Source organism: Rhodococcus sp. FH8, from assembly GCF_019266085.1.
Lineage (GTDB): Bacteria > Actinomycetota > Actinomycetes > Mycobacteriales > Mycobacteriaceae > Rhodococcus_F > Rhodococcus_F qingshengii.
The window spans coordinates 1-24,131 of record NZ_LPNQ01000054.1 but is presented as its reverse complement, the minus strand read 5'-3'; the positions used below and the strand labels follow the sequence as shown (position 1 = coordinate 24,131).

Sequence of the window (24,131 nt, the reverse complement as noted above, 5' to 3'; positions counted from 1 at the left end):
CGAGATATCACCCTGGTGGAATGGTGCCGGTAAGTCCGGATCCACGACCGGGAGTGTTGAGTGAGTCCATCGAACAGATCGAGTGCGACGGGTGGCGATCAGTCGTCGGCTCGATCGGGCAAGTCGGCTAATTCGCCCCGGTCGAACAAGTCGGCCAAGCCCGCGAAAAAGCAGCGCTCGAAGTGGCGGTACGTCCGGCGGACCATCTACGTTCTCGTGCTCCTGATGGTCATCGTGCCCGCGTCGGTTTTTGCTGTCGCGTACAGCCGGACCGATGTCCCGCGCCCCTCTGACATGCAGACCAATCAGGTGTCCACCATCTACATGGCCGACGGCACGACCGTGCTCGGCAAGGTAGTGCCGGCGGAGGGAAACCGCACCGAGGTCGCGTTGTCGGCCATCCCGATTCACGTCCGCGATTCGGTGCTCTCGGCGGAGGATCGTAACTTCTACACCAACCCCGGATTCTCGATCTCCGGATTTGCTCGCGCTGCCCGCGACAACGTGATGGGCAAGGAAAGCGCCGGCGGTGGCTCGACGATCACTCAGCAATACGTGAAGAACGTCTTGGTCGGTGACAAGCGCAGTATCGACAGGAAGCTGCGTGAGCTCGTCATCTCCGCCAAGATGGCGCGCGAATGGTCCAAGGACGACATTCTTGCCGCGTATCTCAACACCATCTACTTCGGTCGCGGTGCGTACGGCATCGCCGCCGCGTCGAACGCGTACTTCGACAAGCCGGTCAGTGAGCTGAGCGTCGAGGAAGGCGCAGTTCTCGCGTCCGTCATCCAGAGCCCGTCGTTCCTGGACCCCGAGACCAATCTGTCCGCGCTGCAAGCGCGCTGGGACTACGTTCTCAACGGCATGGTGGAACTGGGCAGCCTGACCAAGACGGATCGCGACGCGATGCAGTTCCCGGCCGTCGCCCCCGCCAATCGGCCGACCGATCTGAACCAGGCGCCAGGACCCGAAGGCCACATCAAGACCCAGGTACTCAAGGAACTGGCCGAGGCCGGTATCAGCGATCAGACGCTGAACACCGCTGGCCTGCAGATCACGACGACCATCGACCCGGTTGCGCAGGAAGCTGCGCTGAACGCCGTCAGGCGGAATCTCGAGGGCGAGCCGGGAGACCTGCGGACCGCAGTAGTGTCCATCGACCCCAAGACCGGTGGCGTCGACGCCTATTACGGCGGTGACGACGGAGCCGGCTTCGACTACGCCCAGGCGCCGCTGCAGACCGGTTCCGCGTTCAAGGTCTTCGGTCTGGTCGCAGCATTGATGGAAGACATTCCGCTCTCCGCACGGTTCGACAGTTCACCGCTCACGATCAACGGCGTGACCATCGGAAACGTCGGCGGCGAATCCTGTGGTCGATGCACCATCGCCGAGGCACTCAAGCGTTCGCTGAACACCAGCTTCTACCGGTTGATGCTCTCGATGGAGAACGGTCCCCAGAAGATCGCCGACGCCGCCCACCTGGCCGGCATCCCCGAGCACATTCCCGGACTCGACTACCCGACGCTCACACAGGAGGGTGGTCCGCCGGAGAACGGAATCGTGCTCGGCCAGTATCAGTCTCGCGTTATCGACATGGCGTCCGCTTACGCGACGCTCGCCAATTCCGGTGTGTACCAGCAGCCGCACTTCATCCAGAAGGTCGTGACGGCCGAAGGTGAAGTCCTGCTCGATCGCCCGGTCTCTCCCGGTGAGCGTCGTCTCGATGCTGCCGTTGCCGACAACGTCACGCAGGCAATGCTGCCGATCGCGTCGTACTCGAACGGTCACGCGCTTGCCGGTGGACGCCCGTCTGCAGCCAAAACCGGTACCGCGCAGTTGGGTGACACGGGCCAGAACAAGGATGCGTGGATGGTCGGTTACACGCCGTCGCTGTCCACCGCGGTGTGGATCGGAACTTCCGACGCTCAGGCCATCACCAACTCCTACGGTGGTTTGATCTACGGCTCCGGAGTGCCTGCGGACATCTGGAAGAGCACGATGGACGGCGCGCTGAAGGGATCCGACTGGGAGAGCTTCCCGTGGCCGGACCCCATCGGCGGGCAGGCCGGCGTTCCCGCGAACTCCGGCGTGACCTCGGGGGACGGGACGGGCACGCCCACGACGGGCGCGGTCGCTCCCCCGGCGCCCATCGAGGTGCCCGGCCTACCGCCGATCGAAGTGCCGCCGCTCCCCCAGTTGCCGCGTCAGATCGAGATCCTGCCGGGCATCGTCATCCCACTACCGGGCTGACAAGCAGCGCTCGATTTCCGGTTCTCAGGCCTGATCGTCGAAGAGACCGAGTTGGGTGGGCGCTGCATCCTTGGCGGGCAGTACGACGACGCGCAGTCCGCGCCTGAGGTTGCGGATCGCGTGCGTCCACGCGCGCTTCTCGCCCGCACACAGGTCGGTGTCGTCGTCCTTGCGGCGGATGGACTCGGTCAACGCCTCGTGCCAGGCAGTCTCCTGCTCCTGGCTGATCCGCAGGTAGTCGAGAATGGTGTCGCGGTCGTGCTCACAGATCACGGCAACCTCTTCGGCGCTGAGCTCGCCCGTTCCGTCTGCGTCGAGTTCGAGGAGCGCCATGAGAGCCGGCGGAAATTCGTGGCACTCGTGTGACTCGTATTCGGCACCGGGATCTTCGTGCTCGGAGGCCATGCCGTCGTTGAAGGCGGTGTCTCCGGTTGCGCGGATGGGTTGCCCGCCCAGTTCTTCGGCGAGTTCGTCGGATGCTTCGGCCAGTTCGGCGAACGAGCGCAGAGCCCGCAGCAGGTGCTCGGCGACGAAGGGTGCGCCGTCCACGCGGACCACGCCCAGCACACTCTGCTCGACGAGAATGAGCTTGATGGTCGGCCATTGCCGATTGAGCTGAGCAAGAATTACAGCAGCGTTCTCGAGGTTCTCCACCGAATGCACGACCCGCGAGAACACCTCTACGTACTCGTCGTCCTCGAGAACACGAACATAGGTGACCTGCTCACCGCGGACCAGCGGGATATCGCCGTCGTCGTCACGCTTGGGCGGATGACCGAGAAGGCGCTCGACGGCCCCGTCGACCAGGATCCGCAGCATGTCGCCCGAACCCGAGGGAGCGTGAGACGGCGTCGTGGCGAACGCCGGCGTCGACTCGCGCCCACTGGTGCTGGCACGCAGGAACGACGGGTGCGCAATGCTCCACATTTCGCGGAATACGCGCAACACCTTTGTCACCAGTTCCTCGGGACGAGCGCGGTCGACGTCGATGTAGAAGGACATGGACCCATTGCCCTCGGGTACGTGCTCGCACAGATCGGGAGCGTTGAACCCCATGTCGAGCAGCGCTGAATGGTCTTCCGGTTCGAGCATCCGCAGTGGATGCAGAAACCTGTTGGAAGGAACTTCACAGCGCACGGAGGTCTGGTTCCATGCGAAGAACTGGATGCACGCGGGTGCGTCGGCCAGTTCGTCCATGCTGTCGTAATGCGACTCCACCACGAGGGTGTCGTCGTCCTCCATCACGGAGATGTAGCGAGCGAGATGAGTCTCGAAAGTAGTCCAGGCACTCAGGATTTCCAGATCGAAAGTATTGTCCGACATCGTCGCTCCTCTGGTCCGGGGGCGCATGGGGCCCTACCGACGACTCGCCGAAACCCCTGCTTTTCAAACCCCGCCTACGACGTTAGTCGTGGGGTCCGACAGTGACAGTGTTCGTAGGATCCGAGTGACCGTGTTTCAGTCAGGGGATTATCTTCCGAGCCTGCAGATTGGCGAAGATGTCGAGGAACATCGCTTCGGTGTCGACGTGGCGGTGAAATCCGAACCGCCGAGCTTTCGATCCGTCAGCGAAAAAGTCGTAGTCCCATCCGAATACGAAGTCACCGAACCCCCAGGACGAGACATCGGAATACGGGGTCCGAGCAAGGTGGTGTTCCTCGACGAGTTCATCCCACACCGACTCCTTGTCCGCCATTGCGACATCGAGGGACATCGGGAGCGGAGGTGCGACGTCCATGTCGAAGAAGGCTGCGATCTTCGGCCACATCTCCTGCCAGCGGAACAGGTCGCCGTTGTTGATGTTGAACGCCTGATTTGCGCACTCGGGGTTGGTCGCGGCCCAGACCGTCGCTTCGGCCAGGAGTCCGGCGTCGGTCATCTCGATCAAGCTGGTGTACGCGCCGGGTTTGCCGGGGAATCGGAGTGGGACACCCAGTTTCTTCGAGATGGTCGCGTAGACGGCGATGACCATCGCGAGGTTCATCGGGTTACCCAGTGCGAATCCGGAGACGACCGAGGGTCTGATCGCCGACCATGTCCACGACTTGCCGAGCTGCCGACGTTCGAGGAACTGCTGTTGGTCGACGTTGAACTCGGGTGGCATGTGCGGTGGATCGCTCTCGCGGGCCGGAGTTTTGAACGGTCCGAGGTGTGCCCCGTAAACCTTGTAGCCCTGCATCAGGCTGACGTGCTCGAGTCCGCCCGCAACGGGCTCGATGGCGTCGAGAGTGTTGACCAGCATCGCCAAGTTGGGCGGAACCAGCTCGGCCCATGTCGGGCGGTCTTGATAGGCGGCGTAGAAGACGTGAGTGACGTCGCCCAGTCCGCTCAGTGCCGCTGCAGTCCGGTAGGGATCGAGCAGGTCGACTGCGATGTGTTCGACCCGGTCGGTGTCCGTACCGCCTCGCCGCGAGAGTCCGATGATCTTCCATTCTCCGGTCGACTCGAGGTGATCGATCAAGTTCCCACCGATCACGCCTCGGGCTCCGACCACGAGTGCCACTTTGTCGTGCTGCACCATTTCAGCCTCCCATTGGTATATCGCGATGTTGCGATATAGGGAGTGAACCACACATATCGGCATTTCGCGATCTAGCGGTATGCTCACGAACATGGAAGACGCAACAACCGAGTGGGAAACGGCGTTCAAGGCGCTGGCCAACCCGATGCGTGTGCAAATCCTGCAGTGGTTGAAAGACCCCGGGAGCTTTCCCCCTCAGCTCGAGCCTGCTGAGGAGGTCGGAGTGTGCCTCAAGCACATTCAAGCGAGGGCGAAGGTGTCGCAATCGACGGCGTCTCAGTACATGGCCGCACTCCAGGCCGCGGATCTGGTGACCACCACACGAATCGGTCAGTGGCGGCATTACAAACGAAACGAGCAACAGATCGAGAAGCTTGCTGCATTCATCAGGCAGGGTTTGTAGGTACCAGCACCTGACCGATCCCTCCGGGGCCGCCAACGTTGTGGCAAAACCTCACATCGTCGGCGCCGTCGGTATGTGCATTGTGGTCGTTTCTCGGGTTGCTCGTTGTCCTTACGCTCGGCAGAGGGTACTGGCAAGGAGAGGCGTGCGATGAGTCGTGAGAGCTGGGTGGGCCGTGATGCCCGATCCATCGCCGAGGCCGTGCGGTCGGGTCAGGTGTCGGCGCGGACCGTCGTCGAAGAACATCTCGCACGGGTCGACGAATGCAATGTCGAACTCAACGCACTGGTCACCGTGTGCGCCGAGGAGGCTCGCACGGCCGCGGATGCCCTGGACGAACGACGCCTTCTCGGTGAGACACTCGGCCCCCTTGCCGGGGTTCCGTTCACGGTCAAGGACCTGATCGCCACTGCCGGCGTGCGCACCACTGCCGGTTCTCGCACTCTGGCGGACAACGTCCCGGCCGTCGACGCCCCGGCCGTCGCGGCATTCAAGGCTGCCGGTGCGATTCTGATCGGCAAGACCAACACCCCGGAATTCGGCGCGTGCGGCCTGACTCGAAACGAACTGTTCGGAACCACGGCCAGTCCGGTGCGACCGGACGGCGTCGTCCGGTCCCCCGGCGGGTCGAGTGGCGGCGAGTCCGCGTCGGTTGCTGCCGGAATGAGCGTGCTCGGACTCGGTACGGATTTTGGTGGCTCGGTGCGTTGGCCCGCCCACTGCACCGGCCTCACTTCGGTTCGCCCGACGCTCGGACGTGTCGATCCGGAAGGTCAGTATCCAGGCGTGCTTTCGGATGGACGGGTACTCGCCAACCCTGCGACGATGCACGGCACGATCCAGACCATCGGCCCACTGGCCCGCAACCTCGGTGATGCGGCGCTTGCGTTGCGCGTCCTGTCGATGCCGCATTTCTCGTGGAGCGAGCCTGATTCGGTCGACGTCGACGACCTCGACATCCGCTGGGCCACCGGCGAGGGAACGATTCCCGTCGACGAAGAAATCCGGTCAGCGGTTCGGACGGTGGCGATCAGCCTGGACGCGAGCGAGTACGACGGTCTGGCTCTGCCGCGGGCCAACGCGCTTTTCGGCGCGTTGCGATCGGTCGAGACCCACGCGGACATCCACTCTCTCGCCGCAGGTTCAGCGCACTCTTTCGACGCGGACATCACCGCCATGCTTGCGGCAGGCCGTGATCGCAGTTCCGCCGAGGTGGAAGCGCTGTGGGCGGATCGTGCGATGTTGATCGCCGAATTCCTCGACGAGATGGGCGACGTCCTGATTCTGCCGGTTGCGTCGGTGCTCGCTCCGCCGCTCGGTGTGGAGAGCTTCGAGGTGGGCGGTCGCAAACTCACGTGGATGGACGCGCTCGCGAGTTGCCGGGCGATCAGTGTGCTCGGCCTTCCGTCGGTCGTGGTTCCGGTAGGACTCTCCCGCAACGGTTTACCGGTCGGAGTGCAAGTGGTGGCCCGGCCGTTCCACGAGCATGTTGCGCTGTCCGTGGCGGCGCGAATCACGTCGAATGCGCAAGCTCTAGTCTGACTTCCATCTTTCGGTTTCGGCTGCGAAACGTGTTGCGTACGAGTCGGCCAGGTCGTGAAGCGTGGTGACGCAGTCGCCGTAGTACGTCGGTGCATGCATGGTAGCCAGAATCCGCGGCTCGAGGTCGGCCAGGGCGCGGATCGTGGGTTCGAGATCCGGGGTGAGGCAGGTGGCGTGGCCCAAGTCCTCGGCTTCCAAAGCGGGACCGACGATTTCGTGCTCGGTGGTCGCGGGGTGGTGCCCGAACGCAGTGAAGAGATCTCCGCAGAACAGCGTCGACGTCGTCTCCTCGAACATCAGACCCGCGTCCCAACCGTGTGGGACGTGTGGGGTGTCGATGTGCCGGACTCGGCGGCTGCCGGTTTCGAGTACGTCGCCGTCCTGCAAGGGAAGTGGCGCCCGATCGGCCAGATCGTTGACCTGGACGAAGCACCCCATCGCACCGTGTGCAACTTGCGCTTCGGGGGCCGCCGCAAGCCAGGAGTTCATGGACCCGCATTCGTCGGCCTCGACGTGACCGAACGTGATCCATTTCAGACGGTCGATGTCGATCAGCGTGGAGAGTGCGTCGGAAGCCGAGGTGAACAACGCTCGCTGCCCGGTGTGGAAGAGCAAGGGTTCCTCGCCGTCGACGAGAAACTGGTTCATCGTGAGGTTCGCTTCGTCCACGAAGGTCGACAGTCGGTAGATGTCCGGCGCGATTTCGGTGATCGTGGTGGTCATCGCTGTGCTCCGATCAGGGCTGTTGTACATGTCGAGCTGTCTTCTCCAGCCTTCTCGCCGCCCCGCGCCTGCACAAGGTTCTGGACGTGCTTACGGCTCTGCAATAGTGGAGGACGTGTTCGTACTGCTGCTGACAGGCCCGCCGGGCGCGGGGAAGAGTTCCGTGCTGACCGCGCTTCACGATCGACTCGGCGAGGCCGGGGTGAGCAACGCGATGATCGAGGTGGACGAACTCGAGCGGTGCTATCCGCCGCTGGGGACCGAACGGGCAATCGCACACGTCGGGATGCTGTGTGCGTCGTACCGGGAAGCGGGGTACGAACTCCTGTTCCTCACGGCTACCGTCGAAGACGACGACTACGGGCGCGCCCTGCTGGCCGCGACCGGCGCCGAGGGGCACCTGCTGGCGCGCCTCGAGGCCGATCCGGATACATTGCGTACCAGAATCATCGAACGTGAACCGGCCGGCTGGGCCGGGTTGGACGAGTTGGTGGAGGCGTCACAACTGCTGGCCGGTTCGATGCCGACGCTCAGTGGAGTCGACGTGGTTCTGAGCACCGAAGGCCGCGATCCCGAAAGTGTTGCCGACGATCTGGAAGCGGCTCTGCGAGAACACAGTCCGTCGCTTCTAGCCGTCGGTGTTCAGAGCGGTGACCACTGAAGCGAACATCGTCGACTTGATTGCCCCCAGTGTGCCCGCATTCTTCGGGCCGATCGGTGCAACCATTTCGATGGCCTTGGCGGTCAAAGCGTCGACGGATGCGGTGAAGTCCACCAAACCGGCTGCGAATGCGTCACTTCCGCCGTATCGCCGCCCCGTGGTCATGGCGACGATTGCCGACGCCGGGCTGAGTTTGGCCTGGATGAGAGCTGCCATTCCTTCGGTGAAGGGGATGTTGATGTCCACCTCCGGGAAGCAGTAGTAGCCGCGATCATCGCGCATGACGCGGTAATCGTGCGCGATGCCGAGCATGGCGCCGGCTCCGAAGGCGTGGCCGTTGATCGCCGCGACGGTGGGCATCGGGAACGTCAGCATCCGAGCGAACAGCGACTGCACCTGCTGCACATACCACTTCGCCTTGTCGCCGTTCGCGCCCAGCCAGTCGAGGTCGAGTCCGTTGGAGTAGAACTTGCCCGTCGCCGTGGTGACCAGGGCGTGTGCGCCTTCACTCAGAGTCTGGTCGAGTAGCTTGTCGACGGAATCGAGCCACTCCGGCGAGAATCGATTCTCGTCCTCGCCGAGATCGAGAACGGCGATCTTGTCTTCGAAGCGCAGAGTTGCGGTCATGATTGGCCTTTCCTGTTGCGTGGCTTGGGCAGTGGTGGGTCGAGATGCAGAACCGCTCGAACGGCGGCATCCAACCGCGCGCGTGCTGCGGCGTCGGGGACTCGCCAACCGTCGGCGCGTTTGGCGGGATGGATGAGCAGTCCGGTAGGCAGGCCGACAACACAGGCCTCGATTGCCTCGACGGCTCGGCCGTCCTTGCGGCCCCAGAGCGCGGTCGACAACCGGATGAACAACTCGACCAGAGACCGGTCGAGTTGTGTGAGTTGCTCGGCGATGTCGGCAGGGACGTCGGTGCCGAGCAGTTCGTCGCGCTGGATCGTCAACAGCAGCAACGCGGATTGTGGGTAGTCGAGCGCGAAGACGGCCGGAACTTCGGCGGCTGCGACGACGGCGGAAACCGCCGAAGTCGGCGACGGGTCCGCGAGAGCGTCGTCCACTCTCGATTGTTGAAGCGCGAGAAATCGTCGCGCAGCACGCAGCCACGCGCTACCGACCAGTCCACTGCGAGAGCCGAATGCGTGATAGATCGCCCCGTTGGATACACCGGTGGCGTCGGAGACTGCCCGGACCGTGACAGCGCTCGGTCCGGCAGTGGCGGCAAGTTTTTCGGCAGCGTCGAGCAGGGTGTCGAGGTCGTGGACGCGTGGCCGAGGCATGAACGCACAGTAACAGAGCGTCTGCTCTGTTACTAGTGTGCGGTCAGATCACCGAATTTGCGCGAAGATCCTCGATCTCCTCCGGGCGCAGGCCGAAGTCGGTGAGTACGTCGTCGGCGTCACCGCCGAGAGTCATGGGTGGCGCATTCCTGACGGGAAGGGTCTTGCCGTCCACCCAGAACGGTCCGCGGACAACGGGAATCGACGTTCCGTCGGCGCTCTGGGTCTGCTCGACCATCTGCAATGCCTCGACCTGCGGGTCGGAGAACACCTGATCGATCGAATGGATGGGGCCGCAGGGGATTCCGGCACCGCGGATCTCGGAGATCCATTGCGCCGCGCCCTTCGTGGTCAGTAGGTCCTCGAGTTCTTTGGTCAGTTGGTCTCGGTGCGCCAAACGTTCTTTACCCGTGGCATATTCGGTACGGAAGGCGAGCTCGGGGTCGCCGAGTACCGAGCACAGTGCGATCCAGTGCTTGTCCGAGCCGGTGGCAATGTTGATCGGGAAGTCGGCAGTGTCGAAAGCGCCGTACGGCGTGATCGTCGGGTGCGTATTGCCGTTCGGCGTCGAAACCCGCCCGGTGCTCAGGTAGTCCTGCGCCTGGAAGGTCATGATCGAGATCGCGGATTCCAGCAACGAGGTCTGCACGCGGTGCCCACGACCATCGCGACCGCGAGAGGCAAGCGCCGCCGTGATGCCCAGCGCTGCGTAGATGCCCGAGACCGTGTCGATGATGGGGATACCGACCCGCATCGGGGTCTGTTCCCCGGCACCGGTGACCGACATCAGCCCGGACATGCCCTGGGCCACCTGATCGAGTCCGGGCGCGAACTGGTCAGGGCCCACCGGGCCGAAACCACTGATGCTCATCACGACGAGCCCTGGATTCTCCTGCTCGAGCGAGTCGGGATCGAGCCCCATGTCGGCCAGTACTCCCGGACGGAAGTTCTCGACCAGCACATCTGCGTCGAGGGCCAGGCTGCGAAGCAGTTTCCGCCCGCGGTCACTGCGCATGTCGATGGCGATCGACCGTTTGCCGCGGTTCACGGAAGCGAAGTAGAGGCTTCGATCGCCGTCGAACGGCGGCCACTGACGCGAACTGTCGCCGGAGCCACGGGTTTCGACCTTGACCACGTCGGCGCCGAAGTCCGAGAGCAGCGACGTGCACAGAGGCCCCGCGAGAGCACGGGTGAGGTCGAGAACTTTGATACCGCTGAGCAATTGGTCCATGGGAGAAACCTCGGTTCTGTGGTGTGCAACGTCGCCCACTCGATCCGTCGCACCATCTGCGTGAATTGCCGCTGCAGTGATCGTCGGAGAGGGGAAGAATGAAGGTCAGGCCTGCTTTCGGCTGGGCTCGGTGACAACACTGGTCGAGAGCGCAAGGTGATGCGACGGCGACATTGCACAACTGCAGGGCCCGGATTTAGGCGCATTGTGTGACAGGCAGGATTGCGGTGGGCCGATACCGTGAACTCTCTACGGACGGCGATGCAAGCGGGAGGCGAGGCGATGCGCGACATTTCCACTCAGCTGGCGCAGTGGCACGCCCGCGGCGAGGATTTTGCACTGGCGACGGTTGTCCGTACCTGGCGATCCTCACCGCGCATGCCCGGTGCTTCGATGGCCGTCTCACGCTCCGGCGAGGTGGTCGGCAGCGTCTCGGGCGGGTGTATCGAGAGTGCACTGTACGAGATCGCCCAGGAGGTTCTCGCCGACGGCACCAGTCGCGTCGAGGTCTTCAGCGTCTCCGACGACGACGCCATCGGGGTAGGGCTGACCTGCGGCGGAACCATCGAAGTGTTCGTCCAGGCCGTCGGAGCCGATTTCGTCGAGTTCGGTCAGGTTTGTGAACGGATCGAGGCCGATACGCCCGTCGTCGTGGTCACCGAAGTGCGTCCGGGAGCACCGGCACGGCACCTCGTCGTCGAGCACGGCCGACGCAGCGGGGATCTGGATGCCACGGAGGACGAGGTGTCCATCCTGCTGCGCACGATGGACACCGGTGAGTCCGTCGCTTTTGTCGCGCCGGCGGGAACTCTCATCGATTCGCAGCACGACCTGCTGGTCGAGATCTTCGCGCCACTACCGCGGATGTACGTGTTCGGGGCCATCGACTTCGCGGCCTCGATGTGTACGTTGGGCGCCTTTGCGGGTTATCGCGTGACCGTCGTGGACGCACGGCCGGTCTTCGCGACACGGGCGCGCTTCCCCGACGCCCACGATCTGGTCGTCATGTGGCCACACAAGTTCCTCGAAACCGCACCGATCGACAACAAAACCGTCCTGGCCGTGCTCACGCACGACGAGAAGTTCGACATCCCCCTGCTCGAGATCGCGCTGCGTTCGCCGGCTGCGTACGTCGGCGCGATGGGAAGTCGTGCGACGCATGAGCGTCGGGTGGCGCTGTTGAAGGAGCGAGGCGTCACCGACGCCGAGTTGGGGCGTCTGCACTCACCGATCGGGTTGGATCTCGGCGCGAGGACACCGGAGGAGACTGCAGTGTCGATCCTCGCCGAGATGACCAAGACCCTGCGCAATGCCTCCGGTTTGGAACTGCGGGATCTGCAGGGGCCGATCCACCCGCCACCTCAGGAGAATCCGACCGCCCTGCATCGAACGGCCTGAGTCGACTGCGCTGAATTCGGACATCTTGTGTTCGGTGGGGATAGGATCGTTTCTTTCGTGAACCATCTTCCGTGATCCGAATGAAATCGAGGTGCCTGCCAAGTGGCAAACCCGGCCGTACCGGCATCCGAGGTGAATGCTGTTCTCTCCGAACTTCTTCGAACCCAGCTCCTTCCTGGTGTTCGAAAGGTCGCCGGCGGCTGCGAAGACCCGACGGTAGCCCGGGTGGGATTCATGGCGGTTCCGGACATCGGACCGTGGCTGCGGCACGGACAGTTGCTGATCACCACGCCGGAAACCCTCGCCAGGGTCACCGAAACCTTCAAAGCATTTGTCGGACGGTTGTCGACGCGAGGTGTTGCGGCACTTGCCGTCCAATTCGGCGCAGACGGGGACACTCTCGCGCCGGAGCTGGTCGACGCGGCCGAAAGCGCCGGCTTCCCGCTCCTGGTTTTTCACGGTGCGTGTGATCACCCTGCGGCGAGAGACCGTGAGCAGACGGAGTCGGCCCAGATCGACGCCATGTTCGGGGCCGAGCGCTTGCGACGGCTGCTGGTCGACGTCGTGATGGGCGGCGGCGGCCTCCCGCAATTGACCGAAGTCATCGCACGGGAGATGAAGGGCGCCGCCCTGATCACCACCTCGGACGGACGCGAGATCTGCCGCGCCGGGGACGCCGCGGAGCGCAAGCATCTGTCTGCCTGTCCCGCCGTCGATTCCACCGGTCGTCTGCGGACCGACACCGTCGAGGGCGGATTGGGTCTGCACGAGTTCGACGGTCAATTCATCGCGGTGTCCGCGATTTCCGCCAATCACATCGACCACGGGCGTCTCGCGTTGTTCACCGGTGAGCGCGTGATGACGAGTTACGACCAGTACCTGGTCGAGCGGGCCGCGTCGGTGTGTGCGTTGGTCATCACCCGCGAACAAGCCGTGGCGTCGGTGGAGGAACGCCATCGCGCCAACTTCGTTCACGACCTGCTCCTCGGCCGGGCCGGGGACCACGATCACGTTGTCTCCCATGCCAAGACATTCGGTTGGGACTTCGACCGCCCGCTGGTGATCGTCTCGATCGAGCCGGACCCGATCGACGAACCGGCCTCGGCGGCGCCCGCTCGGCTGCCCGTCGTCGATCGCCAGGCGATGGCGTTCTCCGGCGCGATCGCCCACCGCGATCCCGGTGCGGCGGTGACCGCGCTGACGGGCGAGACGGTGATCGTGATGGGCGTCGGCACCGACACGATGGCATTGGTGCGGGACCTCGTCACGGTCGTTCGCGGTGAAGGTGGCGGCGGGAGAAGGCCGTTCAGTGTCGGGGTGTCCCGGCCGACAGCGGCGATCGACGCCGTTCCGGCGCTCTACAGTCAGGCGCGCACCGCACTGACCGTCGGGCGACGGATCTCCGGTCCGTGGACGGTGACTCAGTTCGACGATCTGGGCGTGTACAGACTGCTCAGTCTGGTCGAGGACGAAAACGAGCTGGAGACGTTCGCGCGGGAGACACTGCGGGAACTGACGGAGGAAACTGCCGAAGCGCAGGACATGCGCAAGACATTGGAAGTCTTGCTCGCGACCAACATCAACATCGCCGAGACAGCGCGCAAGCTCCACTTCCATTACAACACACTGCGTTACAGGGTCGTTAAGCTGGAGAAAATGCTGGGACCCTTCACGGCGCAACCCGAACTCCGGCTGGATCTGTCTCTAGCACTGAAGATAACCGCGATGCGCGGCATCAATCACTAATATTGCCAATCCGGGTCGGTGGGTTCTGGCAGATTGTCATCACGTCGATACCCCCGCGCTGTAATAGCGTTTCACTCCAGTCACGGTGTTTTGTGAGCTGGAGCACACTCAGCGTTCGGACACCTTCCTCTGCACGAAAGGTCCCATCATGCCGATTTGGACGTTGCACGGAGATGGAAAGAACATCAGACCGGGTGAAGTGGTCGCTCCCGGCGAGCGGCTCAGCTGGGGAAGAACCATCGGGCTGGGCAGCCAGCACGTGGTGTCGATGTTCGGCGCGACGTTCGTCTTCCCGATCATCATGGGGCTCAATCCTCAACTTGCCGTGATGATGTCGGGCTTTTGTACGCTCTTCTTCCTGCTGGTGGTCAAGGGACGCATTCCCAGCTACCTCGGTACGTCGGCGGCCTTTGTCGGTGGTATCGCCGCCATTCGTGCCCAAGGCGGAACATCCGCCGAGGTGACCGGCGCGATCCTGGTGTCCGGACTGGTCCTGGCAGCCATCGGTATCGCGATCCACTTCCTCGGTGGCCGGGTCGTATTCAAGGTTCTTCCCCCGGTGGTGACCGGGGCAGTGGTGATGCTGATCGGATTCAACCTGGCACCCGTCGTCGCGGGGCTGTACTGGCCGCAGGACCAGTGGGTGGCTCTGATCGTCATGGTGGCCCTGATCGTCATGAGTATCGCGCTACGAGGCTTCATGGCGCGCATCGCCATCTTCCTGGCGCTGATCTTCGGCTACGTCCTCTCCTGGATCCTCGACCGGGTCTCGGGGACGATCACCTCCTACGACGCAGGCACCGGTCAGATCACCGAGCACTTCCGCGTCAACTGGGATTCGGTGCAGTCGGCGTCGTGGTTCGGCCTTCCCCCGTTCTCGGACGAGGCCAACGGAATCGTCGGCATCCACGCTCCGTCGTTCAGCCTCACGTTCATCATCCTGGTCCTTCCGGGTGTCATCGCGTTGATCGCGGAGAACGCGGGCCACGTCAAGGCCGTGGCCGAGATGACGGGGGACGACCTCGACCCGTACATGGGACGTGCGCTCGCCGGTGACGGTTTCGCCACCGCTATCGCCAGCAGCGTCGGCGGTTCGCCCACCACGACGTACGCCGAGAACATCGGTGTCATGGCAGCGACCCGTGTGTACTCCACCGCCGCCTACGCGGTTGCCGGCATCGTCGCCATGATGCTCGGCTTCTCCCCCAAGTTCGGTGCCGTCATCTCGGCGACGCCCGGCGGTGTTCTCGGCGGAATCACCGTGGTGCTCTACGGCATGATCGGCCTTCTCGGCGCCAAGATCTGGAAGGAGAACGGCGTCGACTTCGGCAATCCGCTCAACCTGATGCCGATCGCGGCCGGTCTGATCATCGGTATCGGCGACACGGCCCTGAAGTTCAGTGACACGTTCTCGCTCAGCGGCATCGCGCTCGGCACCATCGTCGTGATCGGGATGTACCACCTGTGCCAGTTCATCGGTTCGAAGAACCCGGAACTGAATGCGAAGAATCCGGAACCGAACAAGCCGGATTCGAAGACTCCCGGCGGCGATCGGGAGGAACCCGCCAAGCAACTCACGTGACGCTTGGCTGAGTGTGCTCGATCGACGAAGGCCGGACATCCTCCGCGGAGGATGTCCGGCCTTTCCGGTGTTCTGGGTACTGATCGATCAGACGGAGGTACTGGCTTCGACCAGGCCGATACGGTCGATGCGTTCGGTGCGGGTGTTGAGCCGTTCAGTCGCATCGGTAGCACTGAGCACGCTCAGCTCGTAGTGCAGTACCGCTCCGACGCGAGTGCAGAAGGCGGCGGATTCGTCCGCGGCATCGGGAAATTCGGGGATGACCCGATCGACGATGCCGCCCGCGAGCAGATCGAAGGACCTGATCCCTTGACTGGCTGCCATGTCCGGCGCGTGCGTGACGTCGTGGAACATGATCGCGCTCGCACCTTCGGGAGGTAAGGGCGAGAGCCAACCGTGGCGGGCCGCCAGCACTCGATCGGCCGGAATCAGTGCCAGGGCGCCGCCGCCCGTGCCCTGCCCGAGCAGGAGGGAAATGGTGGGGACCTCGAGTGAAATCATGTCGGCTATGCACCGAGCGATCTCGCCCGCCAGTCCGCCTTCTTCGGCCTCCTTCGACAGTGCCGCGCCCGCTGTGTCGATGATCGTCACCAGCGGCAGGTCGAGTTCTGCGGCCAGCCGCATACCTCGCCGAGCCTCCCGCAGAGCGCCGGGGCCGAGTGGGGAGTGAGCAGTCTGTCCGCGCCGGTCCTGTCCGAGAAGGACGCAGGGCATGTCGCCGAAGCGAACGAGCGCGAGCATGATGCCGGGATCGTTCTCGCCTTGGCCGGTTCCGTTGAGCGGGAGCATGTCCGAGGCGGAATTGAGCAACACTTCCCGTATCCCCGGTCGGTCTTCGCGCCGGGATGCGACGACGGATTCCCACGCCGACGTATCGGGTGGGCAATCGTACGAGCACGGGTCACTGGGCAATAAGTACCCACGATGCGCCCCGGTGATGATGCGCAATGCGCGTTCGACGATTTCGGCGAGCTGGTCTGGCGGCCTCACTGCATCGATGAGTCCGTGCTCGTGAAGGTTCTCCGCTGTCTGGACACCGGCGGGGAAAGGTGAGTTGTACAAGGCCTCGAACACTCGAGGGCCGAGGAATCCGACGAGGGCCCCCGGTTCCGCGATCGTCACGTGACCGAGTGATCCCCAGGACGCGAATACGCCTCCGGTGGTGGGGTTTCGGAGATAGACGATGTAGGGCAGGTGCGCTTCTTTGTGCTTGATGAGCGCCGCGGTGATCTTGACCATCTGCAAAAACGCCGTCGTCCCCTCCTGCATGCGCGTTCCCCCGGACGTGGGAAGCGCAAGAAGGGGCAGCTGCTCTTGGGTGGCTCGACGGATGGCGACGACGAGGCGTTCTCCCGCCGCCACGCCGATCGAACCACCGAGAAAACCGAACTCGCAGACGATGATTGCCACACGGCGGCCTCGGACGGAGGCGCTTCCGGTCAGGACGGACTCGTCGAGTCCGGTCTTCTCCTGGGCCCGCAGAAGTGCTTCGGCGTAATCGGAGTCGGTCGCGACGGGAATCGGAGGGGTATCCCACGACTCCCAGGTGCCGGCATCGATCACCAGGTCGAGCAAGTCGCGAGCCGTCAGGCGGTTCATCGGGTGAATCCTTGTAGCCATGACATGATTTCGTCAGTGTCTTCACCGAGAACCGGAGGTGCAGTGTGGCGGGTCTCCGTCACTTCGGTTCCGTCCGGATCGAAAAATCGTAGCGGTGGACCGGGCAGTGTGATGTTTCCGAGCGTGCTGTGGTCGACGTCGACGAGCAATCCCTGTGATCGGGTCTGCTCCCATTCGTACACTTCGGAGATCGTCCGAACCCGTCCTGCCGGTACTCCGATGCGGTCGAGTTCGGTCAGAAGCTCGTCACGCGAGTACGGCTTGAAGGTACGTTCGATCAATTCGACGACCTGGAAATGATTTTCGACGCGTTCGGCGTTTGTTGCCATACCCGGGGCGTCAGGGTCGAGGTCGAATCCTTCGCAGAATCTTCTCCACAGGCTTTCGCTGCCGACCGAGATCTGCACTGCGCCATCGCCGGTACGAAAGAGCCCGTACGGTGCGATGGAGGGATGGTGGTTGCCCTGCGCTGTGCCTACCTCACCGGCGACGGTCCACTTCGTTCCTTGAAACGCGTGAACACCGACCACGCTGGCCAAGAGCGACGTTCGGACAACGCGGCCTTTCCCCGTCTGTTCGCGTTCCTTCAAAGCCGCGACGACACCGAACGCCCCGTACATTCCGGCGAGAAGATCGGCGATCGGAACTCCGACTCGTTGAACGTCGTCCGGACTCGAGCCGGTCAGCGACATGAGTCCGGCTTCCCCCTGGGCGATCTGGTCGTAGCCGGCGCGACCGCCTTCCGGGCCGTCGTGGCCGAAACCGCTGATGGACAGAACGATCAGTCGAGGATTGAGTTCGGCCAGCCGCTCGGTCGAGAATCCGAGTCGATCGAGAACTCCGGTGCGGAAGTTCTCCATGAGAACATCGGCGCGGCAGACGAGATCTTCGAGGGTCGCGCGCCCACTGTCGGATTTCAGATCGAGCGTGATCGACTTCTTGTTCCGGTTCGTGGACAGAAAATACGTCGATTCCCGTTGTGTGTTCGGTGGTTCCAACGTGGGCTCCACAAAAGGCGGCCCCCACCCACGGGTGTCGTCGCCGCCGTGAGGTGATTCGACCTTGATCACGTCGGCACCCAGATCGCCGAGCATCATTGCCGCGTGAGGACCCGCGAGTGCGCGCGTGAGGTCGACGACTATCACGTCGTGTAACGGACCACTACGAGCACTTGTGTTGTGAGGCTTCGAAGTCGAGTTCATGTCGCACCGCCGTGTTCTGGTGTAATTGGCTGAGCCAGTTGGTGGTTGAGGCCTCCGTAGTTCGGTCGACTCCGGTCCGCTGGACCGAGAAACCGGCCAGGGCCACTGAAGGAGGTATGTGCGGCCCGTCTTTCGAACCGTAAGCGGGCACCGATGAACGGCACATGGGTAACCTTGCCGACGACGGGTGTCAGTGGTGGGTAAGAAGTGACGAACGCTCACCGGGCGGCGCGATTGCGGTTGTATCGAACCGTTATCGGGACGTTCTGTCAGCTCATATCGTGCGAAGTCATGACATTTCGTGCATCTTCATGACCTGCAGGGCGAGTGAGACGTTCAATCGAAGGACGGGGTCGTCGGTGAACGATCCGACGACGCTCTCCAGCTTTCCGATTCTGTAACGCAAAGTGTTGTAGTGCATGTGCAGCGCCCGGGAGGCCTCGGCGACATTGCAATTGCAGTCGAGCAGGGTCTGGAGTGTCAGACGCAGGTCAGCGGCTTCGGCGTTGTCCGCCGACAAGGACTTCAGAACGTCATCGGTGAACGAACGCAGTTCGCTCTTGTCCGTCTGGAGCGAGAGGAGTCGGTGTACACCGAGTTCGTCGAAGTGTGCGATCTGCCCCGGCCCGTTGATACGTCGGCCGACGACCACGGCTGTACAGGCTTGGTCGTAGGCCGCGGGTAGATCGGCCAGGGAGTAGATCACCCGGCTCACTCCCGTGCTGAAGGATCGGCGGCCGCTGGTGCGATCGCCGGCAACCTTGCGCACCAACCCTTCGATGTCCCGAACCGCACGGTCGGTGCTGGTCGGGAAAAGCGTGACCACCTCGTGTCGAAACCCGACGGACGGCGCCGTCCGCTCGTGTGTTCGGACCACTTGTTGCCAGCCGTCGCTGAGTCGATCTTGGTCCGTGCGAGTGGAATTCGCGTGCTGGGATTCCGGGTGATCGACGTCGAGTTCTGCAACCACAACGGCAAGTGGACGAGTGACATCCCACCCCAACTGGGTGAAGTGCGCGCTCACTTCCGCAGGCGAGCCGGCTTCGCCTATCAGTGCGTCACGGAGGAAGTCGCCGCGGAACTTGGATTCCACTGCCGCAACTGCCAGCTGTTTGGTGACGGCCAGCGCGGCAACGGTGGCCGCTCGCTCCAGCGCTTGAACGACAACTGCGCCGAGTTCGTGGGTGCCGGCGTACGCCACCATCCGGCCGTGGTCGGTGCCGCCGGCCACCACTCGGGTGAGCGCCAACTGGCCGGGAAATCCCTTGGGCGCGTTCTGTAAACCGACGGCGACCCGCTCGGTCAGGAACCGACCGGTGCTTTCGAACAACGGAAGCGCGTTCAGCGCGGCTGAATCCCCGGCCTCGGTCAATACCCTTCCGTCCGGCGAGCAGATCAGAACGCTGACGTCGAAGAGCGCGGCGAATTCTGCGGCAATCTGAGGTAGATCGCCACCTTCCAAGACGATCGACGTCAACGAGCGGTGAAGTCGATCGGCAATGTCGAGTGCCGCGGACTGCTTCGCCACCAACTTGGTGAAGACCTCCGAGATCACCTCGTCGAATCCCGCGGTGACGGGAAGAACCAACAGCGGAAGCCCTCGCTGCTCTGCCATGTGCAGCATCGCCTCGGGCAACTCGTCGAGATAACGGCCCGTTTTCACGGCAAGTGCCGCGACTCCTCGACGTGCAAGACCGTCGACGAGGTCACTGAGATCTGTGTCGTCGAGAAGCTCGCCGGTTCGCCCGTAGCGCAGCGGGAACCCGGTTGTCACCAACAACTCGTTCGGCTTCACCCAAGCGAGGATGTCCGGTACTTCCATCACGTTCACCGATTGAACGAGGTGGCGTAAGCCCCCGTGCCCGGCAAGGACTTCGGCTCCACGCAGACTGGGCAGCTCGAGGACATCCCGAACTGTGAGTCTGTAGTCGCCACCCTCTGGCAAATGTTGAACCTCTTCGCTCGAATATTTGGCAGATCTATCCATGTCGCGAGACTACGCTCGATCACGCGACGAACATTGTCAACAGTTGACGAAAATAGCCTCTCGGAATGAGCGGTTCTCCGTATGTCTGCCAACTACCGCGGCCCGAATTGGCGATCGCCCGCGTCTCCGAGTCCAGGTATCAGGAAAGCATTTTCGTTCAGGCCGTCGTCGATGCTCGCTGTGAGGAGCCGGACCGGATGTCCGGAGTTCTTCAGTGCTTCGATCCCTTCCGGAGCCACGACGACACATATTGCAGTCACATCGGTGGCTCCGCGTGCAATGAGCAGATCGATTGTGCGGACGATGGATCCACCGGTCGCCAACATCGGATCGAGGACGTAGACGGGGGTGCTCGACAGATCAGCTGGCAGGGACTCCAGATACGGAACCGGCTGGTGTGTCTTCTCGTCTCGTGCCATTCCCACGAAACCGACGCCTGCCTGCGGAATAAGGGCACTCGCCTGTTCGACCATGCCGAGGCCCGCTCGCAAGACCGGGACCAGGAGCGGTGGATTCGCCAGCCGCACCCCCAGCGTCGGAGCAACTGGCGTCTCGATGTCGAACTGTTCCAGTTCTGCGCCGCGCATGGCCTCGTAGACCAACATATGGGTCAGTCTGCGCAAGGCGGACCGGAACGTTGCGTTGTCGCTGCGAGCGTCGCGCATGGTCGTGAGCAGCGATGCCGCCAGCGGATGGTCGACAACAGTGGTGTCCATGGTCGAATCGTAAGTGAGAACCGATGGGGCGGCGCACAACCGGTGAATCGGAGTCGAAATAACCAATCGCGGTTTTCGTTTGGGCAAGTATTGACGATGCCGATGGGTTCGAGTCGTCATAGCGTGGTCGACACGGCAGTTCCGAACCGCTCGGCTGGACTGAGCGCCCGGAGCTGTCAAGGCTCAATTTTGCCTCCACGATTCCCTATACAAGGAGATGCCAATGCCCGAAGCAATCGAGGTCCGTAAGGTTCCGCTACACAGCGTCTCCGACGCCAGTGAGCTCGCCAAGCTGATCGACGACGGTGTCCTCGAGGCCGACCGCGTCATTGCAGTCATCGGCAAAACCGAGGGTAACGGCGGCGTCAACGACTACACGCGCATCATCGCGGACCGAGCGTTCCGAGAGGTTCTCTCCGCCAAGGGTAATCGCAGCCCCGAAGAAGTGGCGGAGGTGCCGATCGTCTGGTCCGGCGGCACGGACGGCGTGATCAGCCCGCACGCGACGATCTTCGCGACCGTGCCGGCAGACAAGGTCACCAAGACCGACGAGCCGCGACTGACCGTGGGTGTCGCCATGAGTGAGCAACTGCTGCCCGAGGACATCGGCCGTACGGCCATGATCACCAAAGTTGCTGCGGCAGTGAAAGACGCGATGGCCAATGCCGGCATCACCGATCCCGCCGACGTGCACTACGTACAGACCAAGACTCCGTTGCTGACAATTCACACCATCCGTGACGCCAAGAGCCGCGGCAAGACTGTGTGGACCGAACAGACTCATGAGTCGATGGACCTGTCCAACGGCGGAACGGCTCTGGGGATCGCGGTTGCGCTCGGCGAAATCGACATGCCGACCGACGAGGATGTCATGCACAGCCGCGAACTCTTCTCCTCTGTCGCATCCTGCTCGTCCGGCGTCGAGTTGGACCGCGCGCAGATCGTCGTCGTCGGTAACGCACGCGGCGTCGGCGGACGCTACCGGATCGGCCACAGCGTGATGAAGGATCCGCTCGACCAGGACGGCATCTGGGCGGCGATCCGTGACGCCGGACTCGAACTTCCGGAGCGGCCGCACTCGAGCGACCTGGACGGTCAACTCGTCAACGTGTTCTTGAAGTGCGAGGCCAGTCAGGACGGAACGGTCCGTGGCCGTCGTAATGCGATGCTCGACGACTCCGACGTGCACTGGCACCGCCAGATCAAGTCGTGTGTCGGCGGAGTCACGGCAGCTGTCACCGGCGATCCGGCAGTGTTCGTCTCGGTATCGGCAGCGCACCAGGGTCCCGAGGGCGGCGGCCCAGTCGCTGCCATCGTCGATCTCGGTCAGTAGTAGGCAAGAACCTCGCTGGAAACCTCGACAGTCGCGCCGCCACCGGCAATTCGTCCTCGAATCAGTTGCCGGTGTCGGCGAGTCCGCCGCGGCGTACCCCACTTCACTGCTTGAAAGGATTCACGATGGTTCATGCTGCTGACCCTGTCGACGAGAGCGTTTCCGGTGCGCCCGAGAATCGCGAACTCGTCATGGCCGATGCGGTCACGCTCAGTGGTCTGATACGCAGGCGTGAAGTGTCGTGTGTCGAGGTGATGGACAGCTTCCTCGATCAGATCGAATTACATAACCCGGCGGTGAACGCGATCGTCGCATTGCGGGATCGGGAAGCGTTGACGGCGGAGGCGCGCGAGCGTGATTCGCAGTTGGCGAGTGGGGAGTATCTCGGTTGGATGCACGGGTTTCCGCATGCGGTGAAGGATCTTTCGGCAGCCAAGGGTCTGCCGTTCACGTCCGGGTCGCCGATGTTCGCGGACCGAATCGCCGAAGATGACGAACTGTTCGTCAAGCGGATCAGGTCTGCCGGTGCCATCGTGATCGGCAAGACGAACACACCGGAGTTCGGGCTCGGATCCCAGACGTACAACCCGGTGTGGGGTACGACGGTGTCGCCGTACGACAATTCGCGCACTGCCGGCGGTAGCAGCGGTGGCGCCGCAGCGTCGTTGGCGCTCCGCATGTTGCCGGTGGCTGATGGAAGCGATTACATGGGTTCGCTCCGAAACCCGTCGGCATTCAACAACGTTGTTGGGTTTCGACCATCCTGGGGTCGGATACCGGAGACGGGATTCATCGCTCAGGGCGCCGTTGTGGGCCCGATGGGCCGAACCGTCACCGACGTGGCTCACCTGCTTTCCACGATGGCGGGGCCGGATGCTTATGCACCGTTGGGGATTCGTGAGGATCCCGCGGTATTCACCGAAAGCCTCGCACGTGATCTGAAGGGCTCTCGGATCGCATGGGTCGGTGACTGGAACGGTTACCTGGCAACCGAACCTGGAGTTCTCGAGTTGTGCGAATCCTCGTTCGAGGTCTTCGAACAGTTGGGGTGCCGCGTCGAGGCGGCGCTTCCCGACTTCAAACCCGAGGACATCTGGCAACTGTTCTTGCGGTGGCGTTGGTGGGCACAGCTCGGCTTGATCGATCAGTACAACGATCCGAGCTTGCGCGAGTTGATGAAGCCCGAACTGTTGTGGGAACTCGAGCACGCGGTCACTCTGTCGGCTCTCGACGTGACCAAGGCCGCGGAGGCCCGCAACGGCTGGCTGTCGGCCATTACCAAGATGTTCGAAACCTACGACTACATTCTTGCGCCCAGTGCCCAGGTGTTTCCTTTCGACAAGAACACTCACTGGCCCGAGACCGTCGACGGCCGGTCGATGGACACGTATCACCGGTGGATGGAGACGGTTGTTCCCTGGACGATGGCCGGGGTTCCGGTTGCGGGGATGCCGGTCGGCTTCGACGATCGTTCGCTTCCCATGGGTATCCAGATCATCGGTCGGCACGGAGCCGACTTGGACGTACTCCAACTCGCCTACGCATTCGAGCAGGCAACCCAGTGGGTCGAGCGGGTTCTTCCGCCCGCACTCCGCGTGAACTGACCGATCTATTTCGAACGTATCCAGTTGGGAGAGAAAGACGATGGCTTCGGCATTGTGGCACGGGTTCGCGGACATGGGCGCTGTGGAGAAGAACGGCGCGTTTGTCGTCTCACGCGGTGAGGGCGCGTACATCTGGGACCGCGAGGGCACTCGGTATCTGGATGCGACGGCGGGCCTGTGGTTCACCAATGTCGGGCACGGGCGCACCGAGATCGCGGATGCGGTAGCGGCTCAGTTGTCGAAGATCGCTCATTTCTCCAACTTCGGTGATTTTGTTCCCGAAACCACGCAGGTGTTGGCCGAGCGTCTGGCGGCCATCGCGCCGGTTG

Annotated in this window: 20 protein-coding genes; 10 read left to right on the top strand and 10 right to left on the bottom strand. The window is 63.1% G+C overall.

Translation table 11 applies throughout. The features are described 5' to 3' along the window. The first annotated feature begins 60 nt into the window (after positions 1-60). Positions 61-2,250, top strand: a complete 2,190-nt coding sequence (locus tag ATN38_RS01850; protein WP_218747495.1) for a transglycosylase domain-containing protein — start codon at positions 61-63, stop codon at positions 2,248-2,250. 24 nt (positions 2,251-2,274) lie between these two features. Here the strand turns inward: ATN38_RS01850 and ATN38_RS01845 are convergent, their stop codons facing one another. After that, positions 2,275-3,573 (bottom strand): hypothetical protein, encoded by a 1,299-nt coding sequence (locus ATN38_RS01845; protein ID WP_118605734.1) that lies wholly within the window; start codon positions 3,571-3,573, stop codon positions 2,275-2,277. Between the two features lie 139 nt (positions 3,574-3,712). Beyond that, a complete protein-coding gene (locus tag ATN38_RS01840) occupies positions 3,713-4,771 on the bottom strand; it encodes an SDR family oxidoreductase (protein WP_007735220.1) in 1,059 nt (352 codons plus the stop codon). A 91-nt stretch (positions 4,772-4,862) separates the two neighbouring features. Here ATN38_RS01840 and ATN38_RS01835 point away from each other — a divergent pair, with 91 nt between their 5' ends. Both ATN38_RS01835 and ATN38_RS01830 read left to right on the top strand, forming a co-directional pair. After that, a complete protein-coding gene (locus tag ATN38_RS01835; protein WP_007735219.1) occupies positions 4,863-5,174 on the top strand; it encodes a helix-turn-helix transcriptional regulator in 312 nt (103 codons plus the stop codon). Between the two features lie 150 nt (positions 5,175-5,324). After that, a complete protein-coding gene (locus tag ATN38_RS01830) occupies positions 5,325-6,716 on the top strand; it encodes an amidase (protein WP_193594726.1) in 1,392 nt (463 codons plus the stop codon). Here the strand turns inward: ATN38_RS01830 and ATN38_RS01825 are convergent. Beyond that, complete coding sequence (locus tag ATN38_RS01825) at positions 6,708-7,439, bottom strand: MBL fold metallo-hydrolase (protein ID WP_003946042.1); 732 nt, start codon at positions 7,437-7,439, stop codon at positions 6,708-6,710. The two genes, ATN38_RS01830 and ATN38_RS01825, sit on opposite strands and share 9 nt — an antisense overlap. On the opposite strand from ATN38_RS01825, the gene ATN38_RS01820 reads away from it, so the two are divergent. Then, the gene (locus ATN38_RS01820) at positions 7,405-8,100 is read left to right on the top strand and encodes a hypothetical protein (protein ID WP_235808504.1); all 696 of its coding nucleotides are present in this window, start codon (positions 7,405-7,407) and stop codon (positions 8,098-8,100) included. The two genes, ATN38_RS01825 and ATN38_RS01820, sit on opposite strands and share 35 nt — an antisense overlap. On the opposite strand, the gene ATN38_RS01815 is transcribed toward ATN38_RS01820, so the two are convergent. From ATN38_RS01815 to ATN38_RS01805, 3 genes are read right to left on the bottom strand one after another with little or no spacing between them, the layout of a single operon-like run. After that, on the bottom strand, positions 8,068-8,727 hold the full coding sequence (locus ATN38_RS01815; protein ID WP_218747494.1) for an enoyl-CoA hydratase-related protein: 660 nt from the start codon (positions 8,725-8,727) through the stop codon (positions 8,068-8,070). The two genes, ATN38_RS01820 and ATN38_RS01815, sit on opposite strands and share 33 nt — an antisense overlap. Then, on the bottom strand, positions 8,724-9,383 hold the full coding sequence (locus ATN38_RS01810) for a TetR/AcrR family transcriptional regulator (RefSeq protein ID WP_003946066.1): 660 nt from the start codon (positions 9,381-9,383) through the stop codon (positions 8,724-8,726). The genes ATN38_RS01815 and ATN38_RS01810 overlap by 4 nt, the downstream gene beginning before the upstream one ends. A 43-nt stretch (positions 9,384-9,426) precedes the next feature. Then, positions 9,427-10,614 (bottom strand): CaiB/BaiF CoA-transferase family protein, encoded by a 1,188-nt coding sequence (locus ATN38_RS01805; RefSeq protein ID WP_003946016.1) that lies wholly within the window; start codon positions 10,612-10,614, stop codon positions 9,427-9,429. A 282-nt stretch (positions 10,615-10,896) separates the two neighbouring features. Here ATN38_RS01805 and ATN38_RS01800 point away from each other — a divergent pair, with 282 nt between their 5' ends. The 3 genes from ATN38_RS01800 (at position 10,897) to ATN38_RS01790 (ending at position 15,340) form a co-directional block, all read left to right on the top strand. Continuing rightward, positions 10,897-12,012, top strand: coding sequence for an XdhC family protein (locus tag ATN38_RS01800; RefSeq protein WP_007735213.1), 1,116 nt, complete (start codon positions 10,897-10,899; stop codon positions 12,010-12,012). 102 nt (positions 12,013-12,114) lie between these two features. After that, complete coding sequence (locus ATN38_RS01795; RefSeq protein WP_007735212.1) at positions 12,115-13,758, top strand: PucR family transcriptional regulator; 1,644 nt, start codon at positions 12,115-12,117, stop codon at positions 13,756-13,758. A 148-nt stretch (positions 13,759-13,906) separates the two neighbouring features. Further along, positions 13,907-15,340, top strand: coding sequence for a uracil-xanthine permease family protein (locus tag ATN38_RS01790; protein WP_064075502.1), 1,434 nt, complete (start codon positions 13,907-13,909; stop codon positions 15,338-15,340). 87 nt (positions 15,341-15,427) lie between these two features. Here the strand turns inward: ATN38_RS01790 and ATN38_RS01785 are convergent, their stop codons facing one another. The 4 genes from ATN38_RS01785 to upp form a co-directional block, all read right to left on the bottom strand. Further along, positions 15,428-16,939, bottom strand: coding sequence for a carboxyl transferase domain-containing protein (locus ATN38_RS01785; protein WP_007735211.1), 1,512 nt, complete (start codon positions 16,937-16,939; stop codon positions 15,428-15,430). Continuing rightward, on the bottom strand, positions 16,936-18,162 hold the full coding sequence (locus ATN38_RS01780) for a CaiB/BaiF CoA-transferase family protein (RefSeq protein WP_007735210.1): 1,227 nt from the start codon (positions 18,160-18,162) through the stop codon (positions 16,936-16,938). Before ATN38_RS01780 ends, ATN38_RS01785 begins: the two co-directional genes overlap by 4 nt. 289 nt (positions 18,163-18,451) lie before the next feature. After that, complete coding sequence (locus tag ATN38_RS01775; RefSeq protein WP_218747493.1) at positions 18,452-20,149, bottom strand: PucR family transcriptional regulator; 1,698 nt, start codon at positions 20,147-20,149, stop codon at positions 18,452-18,454. A 92-nt stretch (positions 20,150-20,241) separates the two neighbouring features. Continuing rightward, positions 20,242-20,865 carry a uracil phosphoribosyltransferase gene (upp, locus tag ATN38_RS01770; RefSeq protein ID WP_007735207.1) on the bottom strand — a complete coding sequence of 208 codons (624 nt, stop codon included), beginning with the start codon at positions 20,863-20,865 and terminating at the stop codon, positions 20,242-20,244. A gap of 223 nt (positions 20,866-21,088) precedes the next feature. Between upp and ATN38_RS01765 the strand changes: the two genes are divergently transcribed. The 3 genes from ATN38_RS01765 to ATN38_RS01755 all read left to right on the top strand — a co-directional run. Further along, complete coding sequence (locus ATN38_RS01765) at positions 21,089-22,198, top strand: ring-opening amidohydrolase (RefSeq protein WP_007735206.1); 1,110 nt, start codon at positions 21,089-21,091, stop codon at positions 22,196-22,198. A gap of 125 nt (positions 22,199-22,323) precedes the next feature. Continuing rightward, entirely contained in the window at positions 22,324-23,802 is a 1,479-nt protein-coding gene (locus ATN38_RS01760) for an amidase (protein WP_007735205.1), read from the top strand. Positions 23,803-23,842: 40 nt separating this feature from the next. After that, positions 23,843-24,131, top strand: a 289-nt coding sequence (locus ATN38_RS01755; protein WP_218747492.1) for an aminotransferase class III-fold pyridoxal phosphate-dependent enzyme, incomplete at its 3' end; no start/stop codon positions are given.